Origin of the sequence: Nocardia sp. NPDC005746, assembly GCF_040630785.1 — a bacterium.
Taxonomy (GTDB): domain Bacteria; phylum Actinomycetota; class Actinomycetes; order Mycobacteriales; family Mycobacteriaceae; genus Nocardia.
This window is the reverse complement of the sequence record NZ_JBEXYE010000007.1, coordinates 165,299-188,922: the sequence shown is the minus strand read 5'-3', so window position 1 is coordinate 188,922 and position 23,624 is coordinate 165,299. Positions and strand designations below refer to the sequence as shown.

Genomic DNA, 23,624 nt, shown 5'->3' with positions numbered 1-23,624 from the left:
GCGAATCATGAACGCACCCACCAACGTTCAGTCCGACCACACCGCCTCCGAAGCAGCCGCGATCCGCGCGCAGATCGACGGCGTGATGAAGGCCCTGCACGCCAGGGACCTCGAATCCATCCGCCACGCCTACACCCCCGACGTCATCTCCTTCGACGTCGAACCCCCACTCCAGCACGTCGGCATCGAAGCCAAACTCGCGAACTGGTCAAAGGTCTTCCAGTTCTTCGACACCGTGAACTACGAACTCCGCGACCTGACCCTCACCATCGGCGCCGACGTCGCCTACGGCCACGCCTTCGCCCGCCTCTCCGGCACAACGAATTCCGGCGACCGAATCCCCGGTATGTGGGTCCGCGTCACCTACGGCCTCCGCAAACTCGGCAACACCTGGCTCATCGCCCACGACCAGGTCTCCGTCCCCTACGACGTCACCACCGGCGCCAGCGCCATCGACCTCCAACCCGAGTGATTCCACCTGCTGTGTATCCCGGGCCATGGCCTCCGGGTGCGATGATGGCCGGGATACGCAGCGCACCGATGAGTTTCGAGTGTCGAGGAGGTCTACTCAGCTATGAGGAAACTGAGCTATGGCATCAGCGTGTCCCTGGACGGGTACATCAATGATCGCGACGGCAATATCGACTGGACCGATCCGGATGAGGAACTCCATCAGTTCCACAACGATCGGTACCGCGAGATCGACATTTCCCTGCACGGTCGTCGCCTCTATGAATTGATGGCGGACTTCTGGCCCCACGTTCCCGCGGACGAAGGGCCGATCATGCGCGAGTTCGGGGAGCTCTGGACCGCCAAGCCCAAGTACGTGTTCTCCCGCACCCTCTCCGAGGTCGAGTGGAACAGCACTGTGGTCAGTGAGAACGCGGTCGACGTGGTCCGCAGGCTCAAGTCCGAGGGCGACGGCGTCATGGAGGTCGGCGGCGCGAACCTGGCCGCCTCCCTCATCCCCCACGACCTCATCGACGAGTACCAACTCTTCGTAGCGCCCATCATCCTCGGCGGCGGCACCCCCATGTTCCCCGAGCTGGACAAACGCATCCCTCTCCGCCTGGTCGAGACCCGACCCTTCAACACCGTCCTGATGCAGCGCTACGTCGTCGACCGATAGGGAGTGCGATGCCGATCGATATCCGGGAGTTCATGCGCCGAAACCCGTACCCGGGGAGGGTGATCGGCTTCCGATCCGACGGGCGGGGGCGTCTGGAGGGGCTCGTCGTGCTGACCGGCCGCAGCCGGGCGTCCAAGGCTCGGGTGCTCGATCCCACCCGGGACGGCGATGTCGCGCTGCGGGCACGCTCCACCGAGGACGGCCCGCACGACGAGTTGCGGCATTACCCGGCGGTGATCGCCGACCACCACGGGATCGTCATCGCGAACGGCGACCATTCGGTCCCGCTGCACGGCGCGCTGTCAGCCGCCGAGCTCGACTCCCGAATCGCCGCAATCCGATACGAGCCCGACCCGCCGATCAACACACCCCGGATATCGGTCGCCCTCGAACTCCACACCCAGCGGATCGTCGCGTCGATCAACGCGGCGGCCACCACCGACCGTGATGCGCCGACGCTGAACGTTCGCCTCGATGTTCAGGCGGGGGACGTGAACGACTGGATCATGTTCTCCACCTACCGGTCCGACGGCGTCACCATCGAGCCGAACCACCACTTCACCCCGGTCGCGTTCACCACGCCCGATCCCCCCGTCGAGGCATGGGAAGCCGTCGACCCGCGCTATCGGGTCGCCGCGGCGGGGATCACCTTCGACAACGGCGTCGCGGTCGCGAGGGAGGTCAGCGGCCGCGTCGGCTGAGGACGCCGGAGAGCCAGCCGACGCCGAAGGTCACCAGGAGGACCAGCCACATGGGGGAGCGAATGGTGAGCAGCAGGAATTCGATGTCGACGCGGTGCCGGTTCTCGGCGATGAACACCAGGGCCAGGATGGCCAGCGCGATGGCGAACCATTGCTTCATCGAAATACGGGAAAGCATTGATGGCTTGGTGTTTTCGGCCATGACCGGCCTCCTGATGGGGTTGTCGCGCGTCCGGGCTCGCCCTCGCGTGAGTGGCCAATAGGTGACTTCGGTGCAACGCGGTGTGCAGCGGCGATCCTGCCGGGGCAGGGTCCAGGAAACTCTCGGCTATCTATTTGTCGGTTCAGCGTAGCCGCTCGCGGACTTTTTACGCATGTATTTCCCGGATCGATCCGGCGACTGACGGCCCGCACCCGCGGATGGAGGGGCCGCCGGGTCCGGCTGTGACATCTATCCCGTTGTGCCGAAAGGCACTTCATGGCTCGGCCCCATGTATTCGGCCCGGCCGACGCCGTGACCTGGGATATGGCAGAACGAATCCGACAGTTCGCGCCGAAGGACAGCCGTTCGGCATTTCTCGTTTGCGAGAACCGGCATTTTATGGCTGTTGTGGCAGGCCAATAGCGTCGTATTCATGCAATGGAATCTTCGATCGGCGGAAGAACTCGCGGCCGCTTTGCGGGTCGGCGCGGTGACCTCGGTGGAACTGACCGACGAAGCGATCGCCGCCATCGAGCGTGACGACGAGGCGATCAACGCGATCTGTGTACCCGACTTCGATCGTGCGCGGGCCGCCGCACGCCACGCCGACGAGGCGCGCGCCCGCGGCGAGGATCGGCCGCTGCTCGGCATCCCGATGACGGTCAAGGAGTCCTACGACATGGCGGGGCTGCCCACGACCTGGGGCATCCCGCAGCACGCGAACCATGTTCCGACCGAGGACGCGGTCCAGGTGTCGCGGTTGAAGGCCGCCGGCGCGGTCCTGCTCGGTAAGACGAATGTGCCGCTGATGCTGCGAGATATCCAGACTTTCAACGACATCTACGGCACCACCAACAATCCGTGGGATCACAGCCGCACGTCGGGTGGGTCGTCCGGCGGTTCGGCGGCGGCCCTGGCGTCCGGATTCGGCGCGCTGTCCATCGGCTCCGACCTCGCCGGTTCGCTGCGCACCCCCGCGCATTTCTGTGGCATCTACGCGCACAAGCCGTCGCTGGGACTGGCGCCGACCCGCGGCATGGTCGCGCCGCCCGCGCCGGCCCTGCCGATCGACCTCGACCTCGCTGTCGTCGGTCCGATGGCCCGTACCGCCCGCGACCTCACGCTCCTGCTCGACGTGATGGCCGGACCGGACCCGCTGACCCACGGCATCGCCTACGACCTCGCCCTGCCGCCGGCGCGTCACGAGCGGATGGCCGACTTCCGGGTCCTGATCCTCGAGGACCACCCGCTCATTCCCACCGGATCGGCGGTGCGGGCGGGCGTGAACCGGGTCGCCGAGGCGCTCGCCGACGCGGGCGCCCGCGTCGAACGGCACAGTCCGCTGCTGCCCGACCCGACCGAGGCGGCGACGGTCTACCTGCAGCTCATGTTGTCGAACGCCGCCGCGAATCTGCCCGTCGACGTGTACGAACAGCTGCGGACCCGTGCCGCCACCCTGGGCGCGGACGACCGGAGTCTCGATGCCGCGCGGGTGCGCGGCATGGTGCTCAGCCACCGCGAGTGGGTCGAGACGAACAACCGGCGCGAACTCCACCGCCACGCCTGGCGTCGATTCTTCACCGAATTCGATGCCGTGGTCTGCCCCGTCACGCCCACTCCCGCCTTCCCGCACAACCACACCGGCGGGCTGGAGAACCGGCACATCGACATCGACGGCGTCGAGTACCCGTACTTCGACCAGCTCGTCTGGGCCGGTATGGCCACGATGCCCGGCCTGCCCGCCACCGCCATCCCGACGGGCCGGTCCCCCGAGGGCCTGCCGGTGGGAGTGCAGCTCATCGGCCCGATGTTCGAGGACCGCACCCCGCTGCGACTGGCCGAACTGCTCGAGGAGAAGATCGGCGGCTTCCAGGCGCCGTACTGAGCGCACCGGATCAGCCTGCGGCCGGACCACCTGCTGCCATCGAACACGCTGTCGCCCAGCACGATTTGTGAGGAGCCTCCTTTGACCCGGGTAACCATCGAAGAGCACACGGTGGCCGACCGCGCGGCCGGACCGTACGCCATCACGACCGGACCGGACGGCGCATTATGGTTCACCCTGGTCCACGACGGCCGGATCGGCCGACTCGTCCCCGGTGAGCAGCCGACGACCCACCCGCTGGACCCCGGCTGTGGGCCGACCATCATCACGCCCGGACCCGACGGCGCATTGTGGTTCACCGAATACAAGGCAGACCGGATCGGGCGAATCACCACCGACGGCATCATCGATGAATTCGGTCTGCCCACACTAGATTCCGGTCCCTTCGGCATAGCGGCGGGACCCGATGGCGCGCTGTGGTTCACCGAGACCGCCGCCGGCCGCATCGGCCGCATCACCGTCGACGGCCGAATCACCGAGTTCCAACTCCCTGTCACGGGAGCCTTCCCGTCCGCGATCACCGCCGGCGGCGACGGCGGAATGTGGTTCACTCTCAACCAGGCCGACGCCATCGGCCGGATCGGCATGGACGGGTCGATCACCCTGCACCGGTTGCCGACCGAGGCGGCCGCGCCGGTGGGGATCGCAGCGGGCCGCGACGGTGCGCTGTGGTTCGTCGAGATCGCCGCCGGTCAGATCGGACGGCTCACCCCCGACGGGCAGATCACCGAGTTCCCGCTGCCCGACCGCACCGCCCGGCCGCACGCGATCACCGTCGACGGAGATGGCAGCGTCTGGTTCACCGAATGCGGTGGCAATCGCGTCGGCACGATCACCCCCGACGGGTCCGTCACCGTCCACGACTTGCCCACCCCTCACTCCGAGCCGCACGGCATCTCCGTCGGTCCTGACGGCGCCGTATGGACCGCATTGGAGATCGGCGCCCTGGCCCGAATCGACCCGGCGCGCAATGCTTTCTGACCAGGTCGTTTGCGTCCTACCAACCGCGAGGAGGCCCGCGAACTCCACATGCGCATGCCGGTGGATGGGCGCGCCGCGCTGACCCTGGCTGGTGCTGACACCGGCCAGGGTCGAAAGGTCCCTCAGCCGTCCCGTCGCCCGGTGCTAACGTGGCCGCAGAGGGGCGCGTGCTTCACCTGCAGTCATCGTGTGAAACAAGACAGGCGAGGAGTGCTGTTGTGACTGGCTCGAACGATCCCATGGCGACAGTGCGCCGCTACGTCGACGCGTTCAACAGCGGCGATGAGAAGGCGATGGTTGCGGCGTGTGCCGACCCGATGCAGATTCTGGACGGGATGTCGCCGCACGTGTGGCAGGGCCCCACGGCCGCGGCGGACTGGTGGCGGGATGCGCTCGCGGAGGGCGAGCACCTCGGCGTTTCCGACTACCGCATCGAACTCGGTGAACCCGATCATGTCGAGGTCACCGACACCACCGGATATGTCGTTGTCCCGGTGACATTCAGCTACAACGTTCGTGGCGAGCCGGTCACACAAACCGGCGCGGTCTTCACTCTGGCATTGCGCAAGGTCGGCACCGACTGGCTCCTGACGGCCTGGGCGTGGGCGAAAGGCCAAGTGCAGCAACCACACTGAATCGCTGCTCGCGTCAAGGGCCGCAAGATCTCAGGTCGGCGGGTTCCCGATTGTCGGTGCCCGTCCCTATCGTTGGGCGTATGACCGACATCGGGCCCCTGGCCGCCTCCACCCGGGCCACCTTCGGCGCGCCGGGTGTGCACGCGGTCGTCCGGCGGGGGCGCACCGTGCACGCCGTCAGTCTCGGCCAATGGGTCGCCGGCGAGGAAGTCCCAGAACTGTTGTGCCACACCGGTATCGCCGGATGGGACCCGACCGCGCTGGAACCGACCCGCGCGGACGTCACCTGCGCGAGGTGTCTGCGCCGACTCGGCGGCGCCGCGCCCTCGCGGCAGATCCCGCTGTTCGGCGAGGGCTGAGTTCTCTTCCGGTCGCCGGTGCACCCGCCGACCACACGGGCATCCCGGATATCACGGCGGCGTACTGGTAAGCATGCATTGCCGTAGAGCCCACTCGATACAGAAAAGGACCCGGGATATGTCCGACGAACACGCTCACGTCGAGCCCCATACCCACTCGCACAGTCACGGCGCCCTCACCCATACCCACGCCCACAGCACGCACGACCATGACCACGACGAACACGAACACACCCATACCCATGAGGATGGGACCGTGCATTCGCATCCCCATGTGCATCAGAGCGATCTCCTCGACGACCACTCGCACACCCACGACTGAGCCGAAGCGCAAGAAGCCGGAATTCCAAGAAGCCGGAATTCATAGCGTCACCGCTTCGGGCGCGAAGCCTTCTCGCCCGCAGCTGAATCCTGGGCGATGAATTTCGGTGGGATGCGACGTCGAATCCTGTGGGCATACCTACTGACAGGAGTTCGAGATGACGAGGCCGTTTCGATTCGGGGTTGTGGCGCCGCTCAGGAGTGATGTGGCGCGGTGGCGGGAGCAGGCGCGGCGGGTGGCGGGACACGGGTACTCGACGTTGCTGATGCCGGACTTTCCGCAGCTGCAGCCGGCGCCCGCGCCGATGCTGGCCACGGTCGCCGCGGAGACCGACTTGCGGGTCGGGACTTGGGTTTACGCGTCGCCGCTGCGGCCCGCGTGGTTGACGGCGTGGGAGGCGCATTCGCTGTCGATGGTGACCGAGGGGCGCTTCGAGATGGGGATCGGCGTGGGCAGGCCGGGCATCGTGGAGGAGTTGGCGGGGAAGGGCGTCGATGGGGTGCCGCCGCCCGGGCAGCGGCTGGGGGAGATGCGCGAGGCCGTGCGGATGCTGCGGGAATGGGATGGGCCCGAGCGGCATACGCCCGTGGCGATGGCTGTGTTCGGTCCGAAGGCTCGGGCATTGGCGGCGGAGATGGCGGATACCGTCACCTTGGCGCTGGGCGATCAGCCTCGGGCGGAGGTCGAGAAGCTGGCGCAGGAGTTTCGCACCAGCGACGGACCCGAGCTCGCGCTGGCCGTGCCGGTGGTCGGCGATACGGTCGCGCCGCATATGGCCCCGCCCACCACCGACATCGCCGCGCTGCGTGCGGCCGACGCGATGACCGTGCTACCGGACGACCCGGCGGCCGCGATCGACGAGATCCAGCGGCGACGAGAGGAGATCGGATTCTCCTACTTCGTCTTCGGCGCGCACGTAGCGGACCGGTTCGCACCGGTCGTCGCCGCGCTCGCGGGTCGTTGACCGATACGCCGCCATCCTCGGCCCGCATGCCGCGCTGAGCCTCACACCAGTCGGCCGCCGCCGTCCACGTGCAGGGTGGTGCCGGTGAGGAACGGGTTGGTGAGGGCGAGGAGCGCGGCGGAGGCGATGTCGGCGGGGGTGCCGACGCGGCGGGCCGGGTTGCGGTCGGCGATGGTTCGGAAGAAGGCTTCCTTGCCGGGCCCGTCCCATGCGCCCGAATCGATGATGCCGGGGGAGATCGCGTTGACGCGCAGCGGCGCCAGTTCGACGGCGAGTGCCTCGGCGAGGGTGGCGGCGGCCGCGTTCGTGGTGGCCATGACGGTGCGGCCGGGTGCCGGTCGCCAGGCGGCGACGCCGGAGAACAGCAGCATCGCGCCGCCTTTGCGGAAGCGGGGCGCGAAGTGCTTGGCCAGCAGGATCGGGCCGATCACCTTGGCGTCGAAGGCGCGGTGCACGGCGTCGCGGTCCAGGTCGGTGACCGGGCCGTTGGCGTGGTCGGCGGCCAAGGACACCAGGTAGTCCAGTTCGCCGACGCGCTCGGCCAGGGCGCGGATGGTGTCCTCGTCGGTCAGGTCCAGCTCCGGTCGACCGACCGAAATCACCTGGGCTCCTTGGTGTGTCGCATCCTCGGCGATCCGGCGGGCGATGCCCGAGCCCGCGCCGACGATGACCATCTTCGTGTTCTGCAGTGTTGTCATGCCCGGTTCAGCAGCGCGCCGGACCCGAATCATCCCTTCGCGATCTGAATCTTTTCGATTCCTGCCATAGAATTCTCGAATGCCTACGCTGCGCTCGCTGGAATGTCTGATCGCGGTCCTGGATGCCGGGTCGATCACCGATGCCGCAGCGGCACTGCACATGTCCCAGCCGGCGCTGTCGCATCAACTCGCGGCGCTCGAACGGGAGATCGGCGCCCCGGTCGTCGAGCGGCTGCCGCGTGGGGTGCGGGCCACGGCGATCGGGCGGGCCATCGAATCCGATGCTCGCGCGGCCTTGACGGCCGCCGCCCGGGTCGTCGACAGCGGTCGATCGGCGGCCAGGGGAGAGGCCGGCCGATTGCGGCTGGCCTGCGCCGAAAGTCTCACCGCGAGCCTGCTCGCCCCGGTCCTGCGCACCTGGATCCGCCGCCACCCCGCGGTGCGCATCCACCTCACCGAGGCCGCCAGCGCCGACGACCTCGTCCACCACCTCGAATCCGGCGCCGCCGACCTGGCGTTCGGCCCGCGGCCCACCCGCTGGAACGGCGCGGAGGAACTCATCGGCTCCGAGGAGGTCATCGCGGTCCTGCCCGCCGACCACCCCCTGTGCGAGCGTGATCGCCTCACCTTCAACGACTTACGCGATCAACCCCTGGTCCACTATCACCCCGACAACGGCCTGTCCGCCTGGCTGGACGCCGAGGCCGCCCGCCACGGCGTCGCGCTCGCCCCCGTCGTCCGCGTCCGCCAAGCCGCCACCGCCGCCCACCTGGCCGCCTCCGGCCTCGGCATCGCCCTGGTCCCCACCACCGCTGTCGCCACGTCCGCGCCCGGCACCCTCAAACACCTGGACCCGACGCTGTCCCGCGACCTCCTCTGCCTCATCGCCACCCCCGCCGACCCGCTGCTCCGCCGCTTCACCGCCGACATCCTCGAGCGCGGAATCCCCATCACCGCTTCGGTCAGAACGAAACTCGCCTGAGGGCGGCGAGGCGGTGCCGAGATCGTCGGCCCGGCCCGGGTGGCGATCAGGCGGATTCGTCCAGCAGGTGAGCGTTCCACACGGCCGCGGCTTGCTCGTGCGAGTCCACGCCCGCGTAGAACGCCGCGCCCAAGGTCTCGTAGTCCGGGTCGGTAAAACCGCTGGTCTCCAGGAATTTCGGTCGGTACACCGCAAAGCCTTGCGCTGTGTTGCGCGGCCGGTACGGGACCGCGATCCGGATCGACCGGCGCCGCGGGGCATATTCGACAGCGTCGATGATCAGCGCATCGGTCCGCCCTCTCGGCAGGTGCAGGAAGGCATCGACGACGAACGCGGCGCGCACCCAGCCCGGCCGCCCCTCCCGCAACCTCTCGCCCCCGACCCGGACGGCATCGGCGACATCGTCGAAAGCGAACCGCTCCAGACCTTCGGTTCCGTCGTCCTCGACACAGCCGAGCAACGGCGTCAACCCCTCGGAATCGGACACGCTCCAGATCGCGTGCACCCCATAGAAACCCGCCGTCTCGGCAATCTCGTACACGACGGCAGAGCGTATCGTCGCGTGCCGACACTTCTCTGTCGGTGCGGATGGGATCGTGATGGGCGAGTACAGTCTCGTCCTGCTCGGCCGCGGTGGCTGTGTATGAAGGTATGACGGGGGAAGTGTGCGGACGAAGTTGATCGGCGTGATCGTCGCTGGTCTCGCGGTCGGGGTGGTCGGTGGTTGTTCGAAATCGGAGAGTGCGCCGGCGGGGATGTTCGATCCGTGCAAGGAGATCCGGAAGAGCGCGATTCGCAGCGCCGGATACGACCCGGAATCCAAGAAGGACGTTCCGACCATCGGCGACTATTCGGTGAAGTGCAGGTTCACCTCGTACAGCGGCCATGAGAGCTTGTATCTCGAGCATCCCAGTGCCGCGGCTCCCATCCGGTCCTACGAGGGATACCTGGCCTCGGCCCAGTCCGCGGTCAACAGTCCGGGCGGGCAGGCGCCGACCGTCACCAAGATCAATGGTCGCGATGCGTATGTCGGGCCGCAGACCATCTTGGGGTGCACGGTCATCCTCCGCACCGCCACGGCCGTCATGAGCGTCGAGGTCTCCTACGCCGATGGGAACACCTGCGTCAGCGCGCAAAACGCCGCTACCGTCTTCGAACCGGCCATCGGCACCCGCTGACTTTGTCGCCGACGGCTGCCTACGCGGTCAGAGGAGTTCCTCGACCAGGCCGAGGATGATGTCGGCGGGGCCGCGGATGTAGCAGTAGCGGTAGATGTCTTCGTAGTGGGAGATCGTGCCGACCAGTTCGGCGCCGTGGGGGCGGAGGCGGGCGAGGACGTCGGCGACGCTGTCGACGACGAAGGTCAGGCGGGGGATGCCGGCGGTATTGACCGGGGCGTTCGGTGCCGGGCCGGTGGGTGGGGAGTGGAAGGTCGAGAGTTCGATGCGGCTGTGGCCGTCGGGGGTTCGGACGACGGCGATGTCGGCTTCGACGCCGGTCAAGCCGAGCAGCTCGTCGGCCCATCGGCCGCCGACACTGGCTTCGCCCTCCAATTCCAGGCCCAGCTCGACGAAGAACGCGATGGCGGCCTCGAGATCCTCGACCACGATGCCGACGTGATCCATGCGGTGAATCGTCATGATGTCCCCTCGGTTTCGTTGCGGCCCATTCTGGCCCGGGCCGGTCGGTTCACGCGCGCCCTGACGCACGGCGCGCTACCCAGATATTCCAGCCCGGGGATCGACCGCGAACCATGTCGCGGACGGCGGCCGCGTAGTGCTGTCGCGCGGCGCAGTCCTCGGCGCAGGGGCGGTGGCGGTCGAGACCGGCCTTCGCTTCGGTGAGAGTGGCGGGCGGTCGGTGCGGTGCGCGGTGGCGGTCAGTGGTCGCGCGGGGCATGGGGGTGGTCCGTTCGGTGGGTGGGGAACCGGATGACTTTCGCGGTGGAGTGCCGGCCGGGGGAGATACGGACGGTCTGGGTCGCCGCCAGCTTCCGTTCGCAGAGCGCGGTGAGGCAGTCGCGGTGGAGGACAAGGGATTCCATCGCCTCGGTAGGCGTCATCGGCGGTTCGGTGTCTGGGACGTCGCAGCTTTCCAGGCGGTCGTAGTCGTCCATGACGAATTCACCTCCCGGCGGATGAGGGGCGCGTTTCGCGGGCGGCGGTGGCGGCCGCGCGGCTTCTTTTCGTACCGACCGGAATTTCTCAAATCCTCGATGAGGCAGATGATGAAGACTATCGCGCCGGTCGCCGTCAAGAACATCAAAGCCCAAGAATCCCAAGGCATTACGCCTCCAAGTCTCTGAATGTCAACTCGCTGTGCGCATCTAGTCTTGCGCGTTTGGAACGCGCAGAATAGGCGCATCGCGAACACCGTTGGAAGCTCAATTTGTGCAGGCCCAAAAAGTGCCAACCCGAATAGCGAGGCTAACGAAATGAACGGAGCTACGGTCTCCCGCAGGGCGTTCGGTAGATTTCTTCGCCAGATTCGTGAACAAGCAGGAAAGACCGCTCTGGCGGCGGGTTTGGAGATCGAGGTGTCGCGGCAGACGCTGCTACGGATGGAGGACGGCCTCGCAACCAAGATCGCGACATCCCAGCTCAGGGACCTACTGGCGTACTACGATGCGCCGGAAGAGATTAGAGTGCAGGCGCTCTCGCTCTGGGACGAGGTTCGGGAGCAGGCGAAGTCGGCACAGCAACAGGGCAATTCGAAAGGCTTCTGGCGACCTTATTCCGACCAGTATGAAGCCCACTTTCCGCACTATCTTCGACTCGAGACATCCGCCCGGCGGATCACGGTCCACCAAATGATCCTCGTGCCGGGTCTGCTGCAGACCGCCGACTACCGCAGAGGGGTGATCCGGATCGATGAACCGGACCTGTCGGCTGTCGATCTGGAACGCCGAATCGAGCTCACCGCCCGGCGGCAAGCCAGAATTGACGAAGATCGATTCCAGCTCGATGTCATTCTGTCGGAAGCGGTTCTGTGCTATCGGCCTGCGGGCCCGTCGGCCATGTCGGCACAACTGAGCTGGCTGGCGGAGGTGGGGAACCGCTCCAACGTCAGTATTCGGGTCGTCACCTTCGAGGTCGGCGCGCATCGAGGGTTGACCGCGCAGTCGTTCACGATGCTCGAATTTCCGAAGCTGCAGAACGGTTTTGTGGATCCACCGGTCGTGTACGTCGAGGGTGCTCACGGCTTGGGCGGCGTTTATCACGAGCGGGAGGACGTGGTTCGCAAATATGGGCGGACCATCGTGGCCCTCCGCGAGGTAGCGTTGACTGAGCAGAAGACCAGGGACCTGGTAATGCGGTACGCGAAGGAGTATGCGGCGTGACGGGACCGGCAGTCGGCGCGTGGTACAAGTCGAGCAGATCCGAGCACGGGTCGGCGTGTGTAGAGGTCCGTCACGATCCGGACGCCACTCTCGTCCGCGATACGAAGGACAATGGTCGGGGACCGGTTCTGTCCTTCCCTGCCCCGATGTGGTCGAGCTTTATCGACAGCGGGATCTGGCGGCACTGACTACGAACTTCGAAAACGTCGAAGCCCCCGTCCGGAACTCTCCGGGCGGGGGCTTCGTGGTGTCGAAATCAGTTGTAGGACTTGGCGACCCCGTCGAGGAGGTGTTCGAGGGTGTCGTAGTCGGGAGGGCTGACCTGGTTCACCAGATTCGGGTCGACCGGGACCTGATGGGCGGCGGTGGCTTTCGTGAACAGGTTCACGTCGGTCGGGCGGAAGCCGTGATCGGCGGCCAGGCGCTGCAGGTCGGGGTCGGTGGTGAGGAGTTTGCCGAGGCGGTCGCCCTTGTCGTTGAACGGGACGACGGTGTGCTGGGACATCACCGTGGGCTTGGGGTACATCAGCACCATGTCGGGCTTGAGCTGGTCGTGCACCGCGGCGTCGACGTACTGGGCCTCGTAGATCCAGGCCATCGGGACGGTGCCCATGCCATTGGCCAGGTAGTCCTTGAAGGGGCCGTCACTGGAGGACTCGGTGTATCCCTGGCGGGTGAACAGGCGCGAAACCCGTGACACCGCATAGTCTTCGGCCTTCGCGCCGCGCACGATGGTGTTGTCATTGGCCACGTAGGCGGTCACCGCCAGATACATGGCGGCCGAGTTGGAGGTGCGCGGGTCGGTGGTGGAGACCAGCACGTTCTTGGGCACCGAGTAGGTGGTGTTGCCGTCCAGCTGCGCCCACTGCACCCCCTTCTCGGCCAGTGACAGGTACTTTTCGACGTCGAAAGTCGTTGTCGCGCCAGGCTGTACGATCCCGGCCTGGTTCAGCAGGTCCGCGATCGGCTTGAAGGTGGCGATGGCCATGGGGGAGGAGAACGGCACGTACTTGCCGCTCACCCCGCGCTGCCGCTGGATCCGCTCGGCCGCTGCCGAGCTCGACGGGAACGCGAAGTCGTATTTCGCCAGATCCACCGACGTCGCGATCTGCCGCGACCCCGCGGGCTCGACGTCCACCGCGAGCCCGTGCCTGCGCAAGACGTCGACCACCTTCGGATCGTCGAAGAACGCCGACTTCTCCGACCCGACGATCCCGCGCACCGTGGTCGGCGCGGGCGCGGCGGTGCCGCCGTCGGACGGCGAATCCGATTGCTGCACAGCCAGAATCACGCCCAGCGCGGTGACCGCCGCCACGCCCGCCGCCGCGACCCCCAGCACCCGCTTGTTCTCGACCAGCCGGGCTGGAACGAACCGGCCGGCGACGGCCGCGAACACACTCGTGGTGTCCGCCGCATGGCCGTCGGGCGAAGTGCTCTCGCCATTCTCCGCGACCGGCTCGGACTTGCTCAGCTCGACCTGGCCCGCGCTGTTCTTGGAACGTTTGGGATCCAGCTCCCGACGCGCAATCCGTTCGACGAGAATCGGAACGAAATCCCGCACCGCATGCCCCTCGAACCGCTTGCGCACCGCACCCACCACGGCCTCGACCCGCTCCGGCGGATGCGCCTCGCCATAGTCGTCGACCAGGCGATTCGTCATCTCGCGTAGCGCCTTCTCCTCCCGCGCAGCCTTCTCTTCCCGCGCAGTGCCGACCGCCACGGTATCTCCCTCCAACCTCGCACCGAATGTCGTTGCACGGCAGGAAAAATGCGAAAAGAGCCGCGCCGCACAGACCCTATCGATCCAGGGTTGTGCCCGGTGATCGAGAACGGAAACGGAAGGTGCGGACGCGGCGAATTCCCGGTAACCCCGTGGACCGGTTTCCCGGTATCCGATCAGGCCTTACCGGGGAAGGGCACGGTCACCGGGCTCGCACCCAGGATGGACTGCCAAGTGGCAAGGCGCACAGCGCATTCGGTGAGCGCCTCGATCCCGGTGCGGCGCACGCCGGGATCGGTGGCGCGTTCGACCACCGCCCGCCAGGAGGCCGCGGCGTCGGATTCCACGGTCATCGCCAGCTTCGCCGCCGGGATCGGATCGTTCACCGGGAACGGCGCGGTATAGGCGGCCGCCGGTTCGGGAACCGTCGCGCCGTCGGCGTTCAGCGCGTCGATGGTGGCGTCACGCCGGGCCCGGTGCGCCGCGGTGTACTCCGCCACCAGCTTGTCCCGGTCGTGGTTGGCGTAGGCGGCGATCACGCCGTAGGCGTAGACCGCCGCGTACTCGGCGCTCAGGGCATCGATGAGCGCCTGCTGATCGAGGGTGGTCATGCGAGAAGGACTCCTGCGTGGGTGCCGCAGCAGGCGCTGATCGAGGCCAGCAGCCCGGCGCGGTATCCGGAGAGGGAGGTGGACAGGTCGGCGGCCGAACGCTGCGAGGCGCTCAGCTGGGTGCGCAGCGCCGCCACCGAGGACGGGGTGTTGACGGCGATCGCGGTGGGCGGCGGGGTGCGGCGGCTGGGGGTGGTGCCGTCGCCGTAAACGCCGATGGCGCGGTCGATCTCGGTGCGCAGCGCCTGCGCGTGCGCGGTGCGCTGATCGGTGATGGTCTGGAGCGCGCCCGCGCGATCGGGGGTGGTCGCGATGGCCGCCTTGGCGGCGGCGGCATCGGTGAGCGCCGCGGTCTCCTGCGCCAGCAGCGGATCCGGCGCGGCGGGCGGCTCGTTCTTCGTACACGCGGCCGACGCGCCCGCGGCGGCCGCCACCAGCAGGCCGCCCCCGGCCAGCCGCAGCGCGGAGCGCCGATTCACCGCGGCATCGGACCGGGGCGACGAGATCGGGGTGGGGGTGGAGCCGGTTCGGTCCGGCGGGACCGTGAGACCGACGACATCGGCCACGAGGCCGCTCTGACTGCTGGGCACGGATACATGGTGCCAGCCGTCGCGGACAGCTTGCTGCGCGAGGGCGGTCGGATAGGCTGTGATCAGCGACGACGGGCAACCGTCTTGGGCGCGTCGCTCTCGACGCGCCATCGGTACCGCACGGCCGACCATGCCGAACTCGGGCGGGTCGGCTGGTCCTTTACACTCTTTCCGCGCGTTACGCTAGACCTTCGGCCCGGTATTTCGCCGAAACAGACAACTCAACCCGTGACAACTGAACCAGGAGCCGCCCCATATGCCGATGCCGACCGAGGAAAGGGTGAGCCAGCTAGTTGCTGAGCTCGTCGAACGCCGAGGATTCGACCTCGAAGGCGTCGCGATCTCGGCTGCCGGTCCAGCGAGCAAGGTCAAGGTGACCGTCGACAGCGACGGATCCCCGGACCTGGACGCGGTCGCGGAACTGAGCTCGGAGATCTCGCAGACCCTCGACGACGCCGGTGACTTCGGCGAGACCCCGTATCTGCTGGAGATCACCACCCCCGGCATCGACCGGCCCCTCACCACCCCGCGGCACTGGCAGCGCGCGCAGGGGCGCAAGGTCAAGATCACCCTGGCTCCCGGCGCCGAATCGCCGGAGGAGAAGGGCAAATCCACGTTCGAGGCCAGGGTCGGCGTCCTCTCCGGCGCCGACATCGCCCTGGTCCTCGGCGGCAAGCGGAAGCCACACCGGGTGACGGTGCCGCTCGCCGACATCCGATCGGCCGTCGTGCAGGTGGAGTTCAATCCGCCCGGCGTGGCCGAGTTGGAGCTCGCGGGGGGAGTATCGCCGGGCCGTCCTCAACCGGGCGCCCGGGAGGACAACGAAACCGAAACAAACGAAACCGAAACAACAGAATCCGATTCACTGACCGAAGGGATCGTGGAATGAACATCGAAATCGAAGCCCTGCGCGCGATTGTCGCCGACAAGGGGATCTCGATGGAGACGGTGATCTCCGCGATCGAGTCCGCGCTGCTCACCGCCTACCGGCATACCGAGGGCCACCAGCCCAACGCCCGCATCGACATCAACCAGAAGACCGGTGTCGTGCGCGTGATGGCCCGCGAGATCGACGCCGACGGCAACGTCATCTCCGAATGGGACGACACCCCCGAGGGCTTCGGCCGCATCGCCGCCACCACCGCCCGCCAGGTGGTGTTGCAGCGGCTGCGCGACGCCGAGAACGAGAAATCCTTCGGTGAGTTCTCCACCCACGAGGGCGACATCGTCGGCGGCGTGGTGCAGCGCGACGCGCGCATGAACGCCCGCGGCACCGTCGTGGTCCGCATCGGCTCGGAAGCCCACGGGGCCGAGGGCGTCATCCCGCCCGCGGAGCAGGTGCCGGGCGAGACCTACGAGCACGGCGACCGCATCAAGTGCTACGTGGTCGGCGTCTCCCGCGGTCCGCGCGGCCCCCAGATCACCCTCTCGCGCACCCACCCGAACCTGGTGCGTCGCCTGTTCGCCCTCGAGGTCCCCGAGATCGCCGACGGCTCGGTCGAGATCGTGGCCGTGGCCCGCGAGGCCGGGCACCGCTCCAAGATCGCGGTCCGCTCGACCGTCCCGGGCGTCAACGCCAAGGGCGCGTGCATCGGCCCGATGGGTCAGCGTGTGCGCAACGTCATGAGCGAGCTGGCGGGCGAGAAGATCGACATCATCGACTACGCCGAGGACCCGGCCGCCTTCGTCGGGAATGCGCTGTCCCCGTCCAAGGTTGTGTCGGTGACGATCGTGGACCCCGACGCCCGCGCCGCGCGCGTGGTGGTCCCGGACTTCCAGCTCTCCCTCGCCATCGGCAAGGAGGGCCAGAACGCCCGCCTGGCGGCCCGGCTCACCGGCTGGCGGATCGACATCCGCTCGGACGCGGCGGCCGACCCGCAGGGCGGCGCGCGTCCCGCGGCGGCGACCGGCGGCTCCGACACGCACCGGAACTGAGGGTCGTGCGGCCGGGATCGAGGCGCCACGGTAGCTCGGTCGCGGCCGCCCGGCACCGCGCTGATCTTGCTCGATGAGTCCGGCCCGGTCGGAAATGGATTTGTGAAACAGACCCCTGGGATGACAGCTTGGTAACTTCCAAGGGGTACGGATGCGGAGATCGGGACGTGAGAGCGGTAGAGTGGACGCAGGCTCAGCGCGAGTCTTCGACTTCTCCGCGCGCCGAGCGGGTGCCGGCAAGATCAGCACCCGTCCGGACCTGCATCGGATGTCGCAGACGCGAGCTGGCTGCCGATCTGATGCGGGTCGTGGCGCAAGGGTCTGCCGAGAGTGGGCAAACCCTTGTGGTCGTTCCGGATCCGCGGCGCAGACTTCCCGGAAGGGGTGCTTGGTTGCACCCCTCTTCGGTTTGTCTGAGTCAAGCAGTTCGGCGCCGAGCAATCGGCAGAGCACTACGAGTGTCCGGACATCTGGATATCTCAGCCCTGGAGCATTACGTAGAGAACAGGCACGAGCACTCATGAGCACACCGTGAAGTCCCAGAAATGATCGGCCTTCGAAATTAGTCGAGGTCGTGCGGACGCCCCGTTGTAAGCGGGCTGTCACGCTCGGCCTCTGAGTGAGGAGAGCAGTGGCAGGCAAGGCCCGCGTGCACGAGTTGGCAAAAGAACTCGGTGTCACGAGCAAAGAACTACTCGCGCGGCTCAAGGAGCAGGGCGAGTTCGTGAAGTCGGCGAGCTCGACGGTGGAAGCACCTGTCGCGCGCCGGCTGCGGGAGTCGCTCGCACCCAAGAGCGCCCCCTCCGGTGCCGCCAAGCCGGCGGCGCCCAAGCCCAGTGGTGACAGCACCCCGCGTCCGGCCGCCAAGCCGGCCACCCCGGGTGCCGGTCCCCGTCCCGGCCCGCGTCCGACCCCGGCGGCTCCGGCCCCCGCGGCTCCGGCTCCGGCCCCCGCCGCACCGGTGGCTCCGGCCGCCCGTGCCGAATCGCCCGCGACCCCGGCAGCTCCCGCAGCGCGTCCGGCTCCGGGCAGGCCCGGAGAGGCGCCGGCCGTGAAGCCCGCGGCTCGCGAAAACGCTGCTCCGGCAGCCGCTTCCGCGTCTCCGGCGCCGTCCGCTCCGGCTCCGCAGGCCCCGCGTGCCGACGCTCCGCGTCCGGGCGCTCCGGCCCCGCGTCCGGCGCAGCAGGGCGGCGCCCCCGCCCCGCAGTCCGGTCCGCGTCCGGGTGGCCCGAAGCCGGGTCCGAAGCCGCCGCGTGTCGGTAACAACCCCTTCTCTTCCGCGCCCGAGCGTCCCGCGCCGCGACCGGCCCCTCGTCCGGGCCAGCAGCAGGGTGGTCCGCGTCCGGGTCAGGGTCAGGGCGGCCCGCGTCCGGGTCAGCCGCAGGGCGGCCCGCGTCCGGGTCCGGGTCAGGGCGGTCCCCGCCCGGGTCCCGGTCAGGGCGGTCCGCGCCCCGGCCCCGGCCAGGGTGGTCCCCGTCCGGCTGCTGCCGGTCAGGGCGGTCCCCGTCCCGGCGGTCCGCGTCCCAGCCCCGGTTCGATGCCCCCGCGGCCGAACCCGGGTGCCATGCCCGCTCGCGCTCAGCGTCCGGCCGGTCCGGGTGGCGCAGGCCGTCCGGCGCGTCCGGGTGGTCCGGGTGCCGGCGGCGGCCGTCCCGGTGGCGGTGGCGGCGGTTACCGCGGTGGCGGAGCTCCCGGTGCGGGTGGCGCTGGTGCCGGTGCCGGTGCCGGTGGTGGCACGGGTGCTCCCGGTGGTTTCCGGGGTCGTCCCGGTGGTGGCGGCGGTGGCCGTCCGGGTTCCGGTGGCGGTCGCGGCGGTGCCGCGGGTGCGTTCGGACGTCCGGGTGGAGCTCCGCGTCGCGGCCGTAAGTCGAAGCGGGCGAAGCGCGCCGAGTACGAGAACCAGCAGGCGCCCATCGCCGGTGGCGTGCGGCTGCCGCGCGGCAACGGTGAGATCGTGCGTCTCGCCCGTGGCGCGTCGCTGTCGGACTTCGCCGAGAAGATCGGCGCCAACCCGGCCTCGCTGGTCCAGGCGCTGTTCAACCTCGGTGAGATGGTGACCGCGACCCAGTCGGTGAACGAGGAGACCCTCGAGCTGCTGGGTTCGGAGATGAACTACGTCGTGCACGTGGTCTCCCCGGAGGACGAGGACCGCGAGCTGCTCGCCAACTTCGACCTCACCTACGGCGAGGACGACGGCGACGAGGATGACCTGCAGGTCCGCCCGCCGGTCGTGACCGTCATGGGTCACGTCGACCACGGTAAGACCCGACTGCTGGACACCATCCGTAAGGCCAACGTCCGTGAGGGCGAGGCCGGCGGTATCACCCAGCACATCGGCGCCTACCAGGTCGAGGCCGAGGTCAACGGCGAAGAGCGCACCATCACCTTCATCGACACCCCCGGTCACGAGGCGTTCACCGCCATGCGTGCCCGTGGTGCGAAAGCCACCGACATCGCGATCCTCGTGGTCGCGGCCGACGACGGCGTCATGCCGCAGACGGTGGAGGCCATCAACCACGCGCAGGCCGCGGACGTGCCGATCGTGGTGGCGGTCAACAAGATCGACAAGGAAGGCGCGAACCCGCAGAAGATTCGCCAGCAGCTGACCGAATACGGTCTGGTCGCCGAGGAATACGGTGGCGAGACCATGTTCGTGGACATCTCGGCGAAGCAGGGCACCAACATCGAGTCGCTGCTCGAGGCCGTGGTCCTGACCGCGGACGCCGCCCTGGATCTGCGCGCCAACCCGAACATGGACGCGCAGGGTGTGGCCATCGAAGCCCACCTCGACCGCGGCCGTGGCCCGGTGGCGACCGTGCTCATCCAGCGCGGCACCCTGCGGGTCGGCGACTCGATCGTGGCGGGCGACGCCTACGGTCGCGTGCGCCGCATGGTCGACGAGCACGGCGACGACGTCGAGGCGGCCCTGCCGTCGCGGCCCGTCCAGGTCATCGGTTTCACCTCGGTGCCGGGCGCGGGTGACAACCTGCTCGTGGTCGAGGAAGACCGCATCGCGCGTCAGATCGCCGATCGCCGCAACGCTCGCAAGCGCAACGCCCTGGCCGCGCGCAGCCGCAAGCGGATCTCCCTGGAAGATCTGGATGCCGCTCTGAAGGAGACCTCGGAGCTGAACCTGATCCTCAAGGGCGACAACTCCGGTACCGTCGAGGCCCTCGAAGAGGCGCTGCTCGGTATCGATGTCGGCGACGAGGTGCGTCTGCGCGTCATCGACCGCGGTGTCGGTGGCGTCACCGAGACCAACGTCAACCTGGCGTCGGCGTCGAACGCGATCATCATCGGGTTCAACGTCCGTGCCGAGGGCAAGGCGACCGAGCTGGCGAACCGCGAAGGCGTGGACATCCGCTACTACTCGGTCATCTACCAGGCGATCGACGAGATCGAGAAGGCCCTCAAGGGTCTGCTCAAGCCGATCTACGAGGAGCACGAGCTGGGCCGGGCGGAGATCCGCCAGATCTTCCGCTCCTCCAAGTTCGGCAACATCGCGGGTTGCTGGGTGCTCTCGGGTTCGGTCAAGCGCAACGCCAAGGCGCGCCTGATCCGCGACAATGTCGTGGTCGCCGAGACCACCATCCAGTCGCTGCGCCGTGAGAAGGATGACGTGACCGAGGTCCGCGAAGGCTACGAATGTGGTCTGACCGTCGGGTACAACGACATCAAGGAAGGCGACATCGTCGAGGCCTACGAGCTGCGGGAGAAGCCGCGCGACTAGGCGAAGCAGTACACGCGATCCCGCCGGGCCCCAGGGTCCGGCGGGGTTGTGCCCCTTACCTTTCCGGGTAACTGTGCGCGCATTCCCCGGGGCGCGTTCATATGACTGAAAAGATGTTCTTCGGAGCGCTCGAGTTCGATATCTTGCTCGGTGATGTGCATTCACTGAAAGAGAAGCGCTCTGTCATCCGCCCCATCCTCGCGGACCTGAAACGGTTCGATGTGAGTGTCACCGAGGGCGGAGATCATGACCGTTATCGACGGTCATTGCTCGGTGTGGCAATGGTCAGCTACGGCATGAATCACCTGATCGAGGTGCTGGACAAGTGTGAACGGCACGTCGCCAATCGTCCGGAGTTAGAGTTGCTGTCGGTACGCCGTCGCATCTTCGGACCCGAAGACTGAAGAAGTGAGGAGCGCTCTCATGGCTGACCAAGCCCGAGCACGCCGACTCGCGAAGCGCATCTCGTCCATCGTCGCCACGGCGATCGAGTACGAGATCAAGGATCCGCGACTGCGGTTCGTCACCGTCACCGATTCCAAGGTGACGGGGGATCTACGCGAGGCGACCATTTTCTACACCGTCATGGGTGAAACCATCGACGCCGAACCCGATTACGCGGAAGCCGCCGCCGGTCTGAAGGCCGCCGCCGGCATTCTGCGGTCCAAGGTGGGTGCCGGCACCGGTGTGAAGTTCACACCCACCCTCGCGTTCAAGCTCGACACCGTGCCCGACGCGGCGCGCGAGATGGAAGAGCTGCTGGCCAAGGCCCGTGCCAGCGACGCGCGGGTCGCGCAGGTCGCCGTCGGCGCGACCTACGCCGGTGACGAGGACCCGTACAAGAGCGAAGAGGACGAAGAAGACGACGAAGCCTGACCACCGGTGACCCCCGTCGACGTCACCCCGGCGGTCGAGATTCTCGACGCCGCGAAGTCGGTGACCATCCTGTGCCATATCCAGCCCGATGCCGATACCGTCGGCAGCGGGCTGGCGTTGGCGCAGGTCCTGCGTCGGCGCGGGGTCCCGGTCGTCGTCTGCTTCGCCGAACCGGACCGGTTGCCGGTGTCCATGCGGTCGCTGCCCGGCACCGACCTGCTGGTCGGACCCGATCAGGTCCCCGTCGAGACGGATGTTCTGGTCACGGTGGACTGCGGCAGCGCGGATCGTCTCGGTGTGCTGCGGGACCGATTGGCCGGTGCCGCAACCACTCTGGTGATCGATCATCACCGCTCCAACACCCGCTTCGGCGCCGTGAACATCGTCGACGAGGCCGCCGAGTCGACCGCGGGTGTCATCGCCCGCATCCTGGACGCCTGGTCCGAGCCGCTGGACGCGAATATCGCGCACTGCCTCTACGCCGGACTGGTCACCGACACCGGATCGTTCAAATGGGTGCGGCCGGGCTCGCACGCCCTGGCCGAACGGCTGCTGGCCACCGGCATCGACGGCGCGGCCATCACTCGCACCCTCATGGACACCCATCCTTTCGCGTGGCTGCCGATGCTGTCGCGGGTGCTGGGGTCGGCGCGGTTGCTGCCCGACGTGGCCGGGGGAGCGGGCCTGGTCTACGCGGTGGTCCGCCGTGAGGACACCGAGACGGTTCGGTCCGAGGAGGTGGAGAGCGTCATCGACCTCATTCGCACCGCGGCCGAGGCGCAGGTCGCGGCCGTGTTCAAGGAATCGCGGACCGAGCCGGACCGGTGGACGGTGTCGCTGCGCTCGCATGCCAATGCCGACGGCACTCCCGGCGTCGATGTGGCGCGGGTGGCGGTGTCGCTGGGTGGCGGCGGGCATCGCTATGCCGCCGGGTACAGCGCGACCGGATCGCACGACGACCTGGTCGAGACGCTGAAAATCCGTTTGAGTGACTGAGGCCGTCGTTCGGTCGGGTCGTGAATCGTCGCGCCGGGCGGTCGTTCCGATTTCGACGGCCTCGGTGCCGCCGATCTCATCTGATTTCCGGCTCGCCACACGCGATTAAACCTGTGTGATTACAGTGGATGCGACAACCATCCTCCGCCGACGGCTTGCCGGGGGAACAGTCCGGGGCTTCCGCGCGAATACGCTTGATGACAAGGACGTTTCAGCATTCTCGAAGTGGGCGAAGGCATGCGCGGCCGCGTTCGCGGAACTCCCGATACCGGTGAGGAATTCCCATGGCGTCCACAGTTCTGCCCCGCGTCGCCCGCCGTCTCGGCACCCAGCGCTGGGTCATGCACGCATCCGGCTCGATTCTCGCGTCCGACCGCGCGGTCCGGCGAATCACGCGGGGCCGCAACGGCGTCCTCGACATCGCGGGCCTGCCCTCCCTCGAACTGACCGTGATCGGCCGCAAGACGGGTGTCCCGCGCACCACCTCACTGCTCTACGTCCCCAATGGCGACAGCATCCTGCTCATCGGATCCAACTGGGGCAGCCCCGAACACCCGTCCTGGTCGGCGAACCTGCGTGCCGCGACCGTCGCCACCGTCCACGTCGGCGGCCAGCGTTTCCCGGTCACCGTCACCCAGATCACCGGCGTGGAACGAAAACGCGCTTGGGACACCGCCGTCGAATTCTGGCCCGGCTACGAAATGGAGCATGAGCTCTCCGGCGGCCGCACCTTCCGCGTCTTCGAACTCCGCCCCATGACCCCGACCCCGCTGCGCATGGCCGCCATCCGCGGCGCCACATCGCCCCGCCCTCGATCCCCGTACACCCGCCCGGCGCTCGCGGCCGCCGCTGTCACCGTCGCGGCATTGTGGTGGGCCTCCCGCCGCGAATGAAACCGCCTGCCTCCGGCCCTGTTCCGGGGGGGCGGCCGCGGTTATCGCGAGGCGAGTCCGCTTCCGGACGGTGGG

Annotated in this window: 29 protein-coding genes; 21 read left to right on the top strand and 8 right to left on the bottom strand. The window is 68.0% G+C overall.

Annotated features, from left to right (window positions below):
• Positions 1 to 7 precede the first annotated feature (7 nt).
• The 3 genes from ABZ412_RS16055 to ABZ412_RS16045 all read left to right on the top strand — a co-directional run bounded on the left by ABZ412_RS16055 (position 8) and on the right by ABZ412_RS16045 (position 1,830).
• Positions 8 to 472 (top strand): nuclear transport factor 2 family protein, encoded by a 465-nt coding sequence (locus tag ABZ412_RS16055; RefSeq protein ID WP_357281357.1) that lies wholly within the window; start codon positions 8 to 10, stop codon positions 470 to 472.
• 102 nt (positions 473 to 574) lie between these two features.
• Positions 575 to 1,129 (top strand): dihydrofolate reductase family protein, encoded by a 555-nt coding sequence (locus ABZ412_RS16050; RefSeq protein WP_357281354.1) that lies wholly within the window; start codon positions 575 to 577, stop codon positions 1,127 to 1,129.
• Positions 1,130 to 1,137: 8 nt separating this feature from the next.
• Positions 1,138 to 1,830 (top strand): IMP cyclohydrolase, encoded by a 693-nt coding sequence (locus ABZ412_RS16045; protein ID WP_357281352.1) that lies wholly within the window; start codon positions 1,138 to 1,140, stop codon positions 1,828 to 1,830.
• Here the strand turns inward: ABZ412_RS16045 and ABZ412_RS16040 are convergent.
• Positions 1,811 to 1,990 (bottom strand): hypothetical protein, encoded by a 180-nt coding sequence (locus tag ABZ412_RS16040; RefSeq protein ID WP_357281349.1) that lies wholly within the window; start codon positions 1,988 to 1,990, stop codon positions 1,811 to 1,813. The genes ABZ412_RS16045 and ABZ412_RS16040 overlap by 20 nt on opposite strands.
• Positions 1,991 to 2,465: 475 nt before the next feature.
• On the opposite strand from ABZ412_RS16040, the gene ABZ412_RS16035 reads away from it, so the two are divergent.
• The 6 genes from ABZ412_RS16035 (at position 2,466) to ABZ412_RS16010 (ending at position 7,178) form a co-directional block, all read left to right on the top strand.
• Entirely contained in the window at positions 2,466 to 3,917 is a 1,452-nt protein-coding gene (locus ABZ412_RS16035; RefSeq protein ID WP_357281346.1) for an amidase, read from the top strand.
• A gap of 81 nt (positions 3,918 to 3,998) precedes the next feature.
• The gene (locus tag ABZ412_RS16030) at positions 3,999 to 4,898 is read left to right on the top strand and encodes a virginiamycin B lyase (protein WP_357281343.1); all 900 of its coding nucleotides are present in this window, start codon (positions 3,999 to 4,001) and stop codon (positions 4,896 to 4,898) included.
• Positions 4,899 to 5,137: 239 nt separating this feature from the next.
• A complete protein-coding gene (locus ABZ412_RS16025; protein ID WP_357281639.1) occupies positions 5,138 to 5,533 on the top strand; it encodes a nuclear transport factor 2 family protein in 396 nt (131 codons plus the stop codon).
• Positions 5,534 to 5,613: 80 nt separating this feature from the next.
• Complete coding sequence (locus ABZ412_RS16020; RefSeq protein ID WP_357281341.1) at positions 5,614 to 5,892, top strand: hypothetical protein; 279 nt, start codon at positions 5,614 to 5,616, stop codon at positions 5,890 to 5,892.
• A gap of 118 nt (positions 5,893 to 6,010) precedes the next feature.
• On the top strand, positions 6,011 to 6,214 hold the full coding sequence (locus ABZ412_RS16015) for a zinc transporter Slc39a7 (protein WP_357281338.1): 204 nt from the start codon (positions 6,011 to 6,013) through the stop codon (positions 6,212 to 6,214).
• Positions 6,215 to 6,371: 157 nt separating this feature from the next.
• Positions 6,372 to 7,178 carry an LLM class flavin-dependent oxidoreductase gene (locus ABZ412_RS16010; RefSeq protein ID WP_357281336.1) on the top strand — a complete coding sequence of 269 codons (807 nt, stop codon included), beginning with the start codon at positions 6,372 to 6,374 and terminating at the stop codon, positions 7,176 to 7,178.
• Between the two features lie 41 nt (positions 7,179 to 7,219).
• On the opposite strand, the gene ABZ412_RS16005 is transcribed toward ABZ412_RS16010, so the two are convergent.
• Positions 7,220 to 7,876, bottom strand: a complete 657-nt coding sequence (locus ABZ412_RS16005; RefSeq protein WP_357281333.1) for an SDR family oxidoreductase — start codon at positions 7,874 to 7,876, stop codon at positions 7,220 to 7,222.
• Positions 7,877 to 7,955: 79 nt separating this feature from the next.
• Here ABZ412_RS16005 and ABZ412_RS16000 point away from each other — a divergent pair, with 79 nt between their 5' ends.
• On the top strand, positions 7,956 to 8,858 hold the full coding sequence (locus tag ABZ412_RS16000; RefSeq protein WP_357281331.1) for a LysR family transcriptional regulator: 903 nt from the start codon (positions 7,956 to 7,958) through the stop codon (positions 8,856 to 8,858).
• A gap of 46 nt (positions 8,859 to 8,904) precedes the next feature.
• Here the strand turns inward: ABZ412_RS16000 and ABZ412_RS15995 are convergent, their stop codons facing one another.
• Positions 8,905 to 9,399: a hypothetical protein gene (locus tag ABZ412_RS15995; RefSeq protein ID WP_357281328.1), complete on the bottom strand. Its 495-nt coding sequence runs from the start codon at positions 9,397 to 9,399 to the stop codon at positions 8,905 to 8,907.
• Positions 9,400 to 9,523: 124 nt separating this feature from the next.
• Here ABZ412_RS15995 and ABZ412_RS15990 point away from each other — a divergent pair, with 124 nt between their 5' ends.
• Entirely contained in the window at positions 9,524 to 10,036 is a 513-nt protein-coding gene (locus tag ABZ412_RS15990; protein WP_357281326.1) for a hypothetical protein, read from the top strand.
• Positions 10,037 to 10,063: 27 nt separating this feature from the next.
• Here the strand turns inward: ABZ412_RS15990 and ABZ412_RS15985 are convergent, their stop codons facing one another.
• Together ABZ412_RS15985 and ABZ412_RS15980 are read right to left on the bottom strand one after the other, a co-directional pair.
• On the bottom strand, positions 10,064 to 10,498 hold the full coding sequence (locus ABZ412_RS15985) for a VOC family protein (RefSeq protein ID WP_357281323.1): 435 nt from the start codon (positions 10,496 to 10,498) through the stop codon (positions 10,064 to 10,066).
• A gap of 239 nt (positions 10,499 to 10,737) precedes the next feature.
• On the bottom strand, positions 10,738 to 10,974 hold the full coding sequence (locus tag ABZ412_RS15980; protein WP_357281321.1) for a hypothetical protein: 237 nt from the start codon (positions 10,972 to 10,974) through the stop codon (positions 10,738 to 10,740).
• Between the two features lie 318 nt (positions 10,975 to 11,292).
• Between ABZ412_RS15980 and ABZ412_RS15975 the strand changes: the two genes are divergently transcribed.
• Positions 11,293 to 12,198, top strand: a complete 906-nt coding sequence (locus ABZ412_RS15975) for a helix-turn-helix transcriptional regulator (RefSeq protein WP_357281319.1) — start codon at positions 11,293 to 11,295, stop codon at positions 12,196 to 12,198.
• Positions 12,195 to 12,386, top strand: coding sequence for a DUF397 domain-containing protein (locus ABZ412_RS15970; protein ID WP_357281317.1), 192 nt, complete (start codon positions 12,195 to 12,197; stop codon positions 12,384 to 12,386). Before ABZ412_RS15975 ends, ABZ412_RS15970 begins: the two co-directional genes overlap by 4 nt.
• Before the next feature lie 68 nt (positions 12,387 to 12,454).
• Here ABZ412_RS15970 and ABZ412_RS15965 read toward each other — a convergent pair whose 3' ends face one another.
• The 3 genes from ABZ412_RS15965 to ABZ412_RS15955 form a co-directional block, all read right to left on the bottom strand.
• On the bottom strand, positions 12,455 to 13,918 hold the full coding sequence (locus ABZ412_RS15965; RefSeq protein WP_357281314.1) for a three-helix bundle dimerization domain-containing protein: 1,464 nt from the start codon (positions 13,916 to 13,918) through the stop codon (positions 12,455 to 12,457).
• Between the two features lie 176 nt (positions 13,919 to 14,094).
• Positions 14,095 to 14,529 (bottom strand): ferritin-like domain-containing protein, encoded by a 435-nt coding sequence (locus ABZ412_RS15960; RefSeq protein WP_357281312.1) that lies wholly within the window; start codon positions 14,527 to 14,529, stop codon positions 14,095 to 14,097.
• On the bottom strand, positions 14,526 to 15,119 hold the full coding sequence (locus tag ABZ412_RS15955; RefSeq protein WP_357281309.1) for a hypothetical protein: 594 nt from the start codon (positions 15,117 to 15,119) through the stop codon (positions 14,526 to 14,528). The genes ABZ412_RS15960 and ABZ412_RS15955 overlap by 4 nt, the downstream gene beginning before the upstream one ends.
• Before the next feature lie 256 nt (positions 15,120 to 15,375).
• Here ABZ412_RS15955 and rimP point away from each other — a divergent pair, with 256 nt between their 5' ends.
• The 8 genes from rimP (at position 15,376) to ABZ412_RS15915 (ending at position 23,549) form a co-directional block, all read left to right on the top strand.
• Entirely contained in the window at positions 15,376 to 16,008 is a 633-nt protein-coding gene (gene rimP / locus ABZ412_RS15950; protein ID WP_357281307.1) for a ribosome maturation factor RimP, read from the top strand.
• A complete protein-coding gene (nusA, locus tag ABZ412_RS15945; RefSeq protein WP_357281304.1) occupies positions 16,005 to 17,054 on the top strand; it encodes a transcription termination factor NusA in 1,050 nt (349 codons plus the stop codon). The genes rimP and nusA overlap by 4 nt, the downstream gene beginning before the upstream one ends.
• Positions 17,055 to 17,284: 230 nt before the next feature.
• On the top strand, positions 17,285 to 17,578 hold the full coding sequence (locus tag ABZ412_RS15940) for a YlxR family protein (protein WP_357281637.1): 294 nt from the start codon (positions 17,285 to 17,287) through the stop codon (positions 17,576 to 17,578).
• A gap of 107 nt (positions 17,579 to 17,685) precedes the next feature.
• Positions 17,686 to 20,784 (top strand): translation initiation factor IF-2, encoded by a 3,099-nt coding sequence (infB, locus tag ABZ412_RS15935; RefSeq protein ID WP_357281301.1) that lies wholly within the window; start codon positions 17,686 to 17,688, stop codon positions 20,782 to 20,784.
• Between the two features lie 113 nt (positions 20,785 to 20,897).
• The gene (locus ABZ412_RS15930) at positions 20,898 to 21,188 is read left to right on the top strand and encodes a DUF503 domain-containing protein (protein ID WP_357281636.1); all 291 of its coding nucleotides are present in this window, start codon (positions 20,898 to 20,900) and stop codon (positions 21,186 to 21,188) included.
• Positions 21,189 to 21,207: 19 nt separating this feature from the next.
• Complete coding sequence (gene rbfA, locus ABZ412_RS15925; RefSeq protein ID WP_357281298.1) at positions 21,208 to 21,660, top strand: 30S ribosome-binding factor RbfA; 453 nt, start codon at positions 21,208 to 21,210, stop codon at positions 21,658 to 21,660.
• Between the two features lie 6 nt (positions 21,661 to 21,666).
• Positions 21,667 to 22,656, top strand: coding sequence for a bifunctional oligoribonuclease/PAP phosphatase NrnA (locus tag ABZ412_RS15920; protein WP_357281295.1), 990 nt, complete (start codon positions 21,667 to 21,669; stop codon positions 22,654 to 22,656).
• 284 nt (positions 22,657 to 22,940) lie between these two features.
• A complete protein-coding gene (locus ABZ412_RS15915; protein ID WP_357281293.1) occupies positions 22,941 to 23,549 on the top strand; it encodes a nitroreductase family deazaflavin-dependent oxidoreductase in 609 nt (202 codons plus the stop codon).
• The last annotated feature ends 75 nt before the right edge of the window (positions 23,550 to 23,624 follow it).

Coding starts and splice junctions, on each gene's coding strand:
- ABZ412_RS16035 (WP_357281346.1), top strand. CDS start 2,466: ATGCAATGGAATCTTCGATCGGCGGAAGAACTCGCGGCCGCTTTGCGG.
- ABZ412_RS16015 (WP_357281338.1), top strand. CDS start 6,011: ATGTCCGACGAACACGCTCACGTCGAGCCCCATACCCACTCGCACAGT.
- ABZ412_RS15975 (WP_357281319.1), top strand. CDS start 11,293: ATGAACGGAGCTACGGTCTCCCGCAGGGCGTTCGGTAGATTTCTTCGC.
- ABZ412_RS16020 (WP_357281341.1), top strand. CDS start 5,614: ATGACCGACATCGGGCCCCTGGCCGCCTCCACCCGGGCCACCTTCGGC.
- ABZ412_RS15985 (WP_357281323.1), bottom strand. CDS start 10,498: ATGACGATTCACCGCATGGATCACGTCGGCATCGTGGTCGAGGATCTC.
- ABZ412_RS15930 (WP_357281636.1), top strand. CDS start 20,898: ATGTTCTTCGGAGCGCTCGAGTTCGATATCTTGCTCGGTGATGTGCAT.
- ABZ412_RS16025 (WP_357281639.1), top strand. CDS start 5,138: ATGGCGACAGTGCGCCGCTACGTCGACGCGTTCAACAGCGGCGATGAG.
- ABZ412_RS15980 (WP_357281321.1), bottom strand. CDS start 10,974: ATGGACGACTACGACCGCCTGGAAAGCTGCGACGTCCCAGACACCGAA.
- ABZ412_RS16000 (WP_357281331.1), top strand. CDS start 7,956: ATGCCTACGCTGCGCTCGCTGGAATGTCTGATCGCGGTCCTGGATGCC.
- ABZ412_RS16010 (WP_357281336.1), top strand. CDS start 6,372: ATGACGAGGCCGTTTCGATTCGGGGTTGTGGCGCCGCTCAGGAGTGAT.
- rimP (WP_357281307.1), top strand. CDS start 15,376: ATGCCGATGCCGACCGAGGAAAGGGTGAGCCAGCTAGTTGCTGAGCTC.
- nusA (WP_357281304.1), top strand. CDS start 16,005: ATGAACATCGAAATCGAAGCCCTGCGCGCGATTGTCGCCGACAAGGGG.
- ABZ412_RS16050 (WP_357281354.1), top strand. CDS start 575: ATGAGGAAACTGAGCTATGGCATCAGCGTGTCCCTGGACGGGTACATC.
- ABZ412_RS16055 (WP_357281357.1), top strand. CDS start 8: ATGAACGCACCCACCAACGTTCAGTCCGACCACACCGCCTCCGAAGCA.
- ABZ412_RS16040 (WP_357281349.1), bottom strand. CDS start 1,990: ATGAAGCAATGGTTCGCCATCGCGCTGGCCATCCTGGCCCTGGTGTTC.
- ABZ412_RS15915 (WP_357281293.1), top strand. CDS start 22,941: ATGGCGTCCACAGTTCTGCCCCGCGTCGCCCGCCGTCTCGGCACCCAG.
- ABZ412_RS16005 (WP_357281333.1), bottom strand. CDS start 7,876: ATGACAACACTGCAGAACACGAAGATGGTCATCGTCGGCGCGGGCTCG.
- ABZ412_RS16045 (WP_357281352.1), top strand. CDS start 1,138: ATGCCGATCGATATCCGGGAGTTCATGCGCCGAAACCCGTACCCGGGG.
- rbfA (WP_357281298.1), top strand. CDS start 21,208: ATGGCTGACCAAGCCCGAGCACGCCGACTCGCGAAGCGCATCTCGTCC.
- ABZ412_RS15960 (WP_357281312.1), bottom strand. CDS start 14,529: ATGACCACCCTCGATCAGCAGGCGCTCATCGATGCCCTGAGCGCCGAG.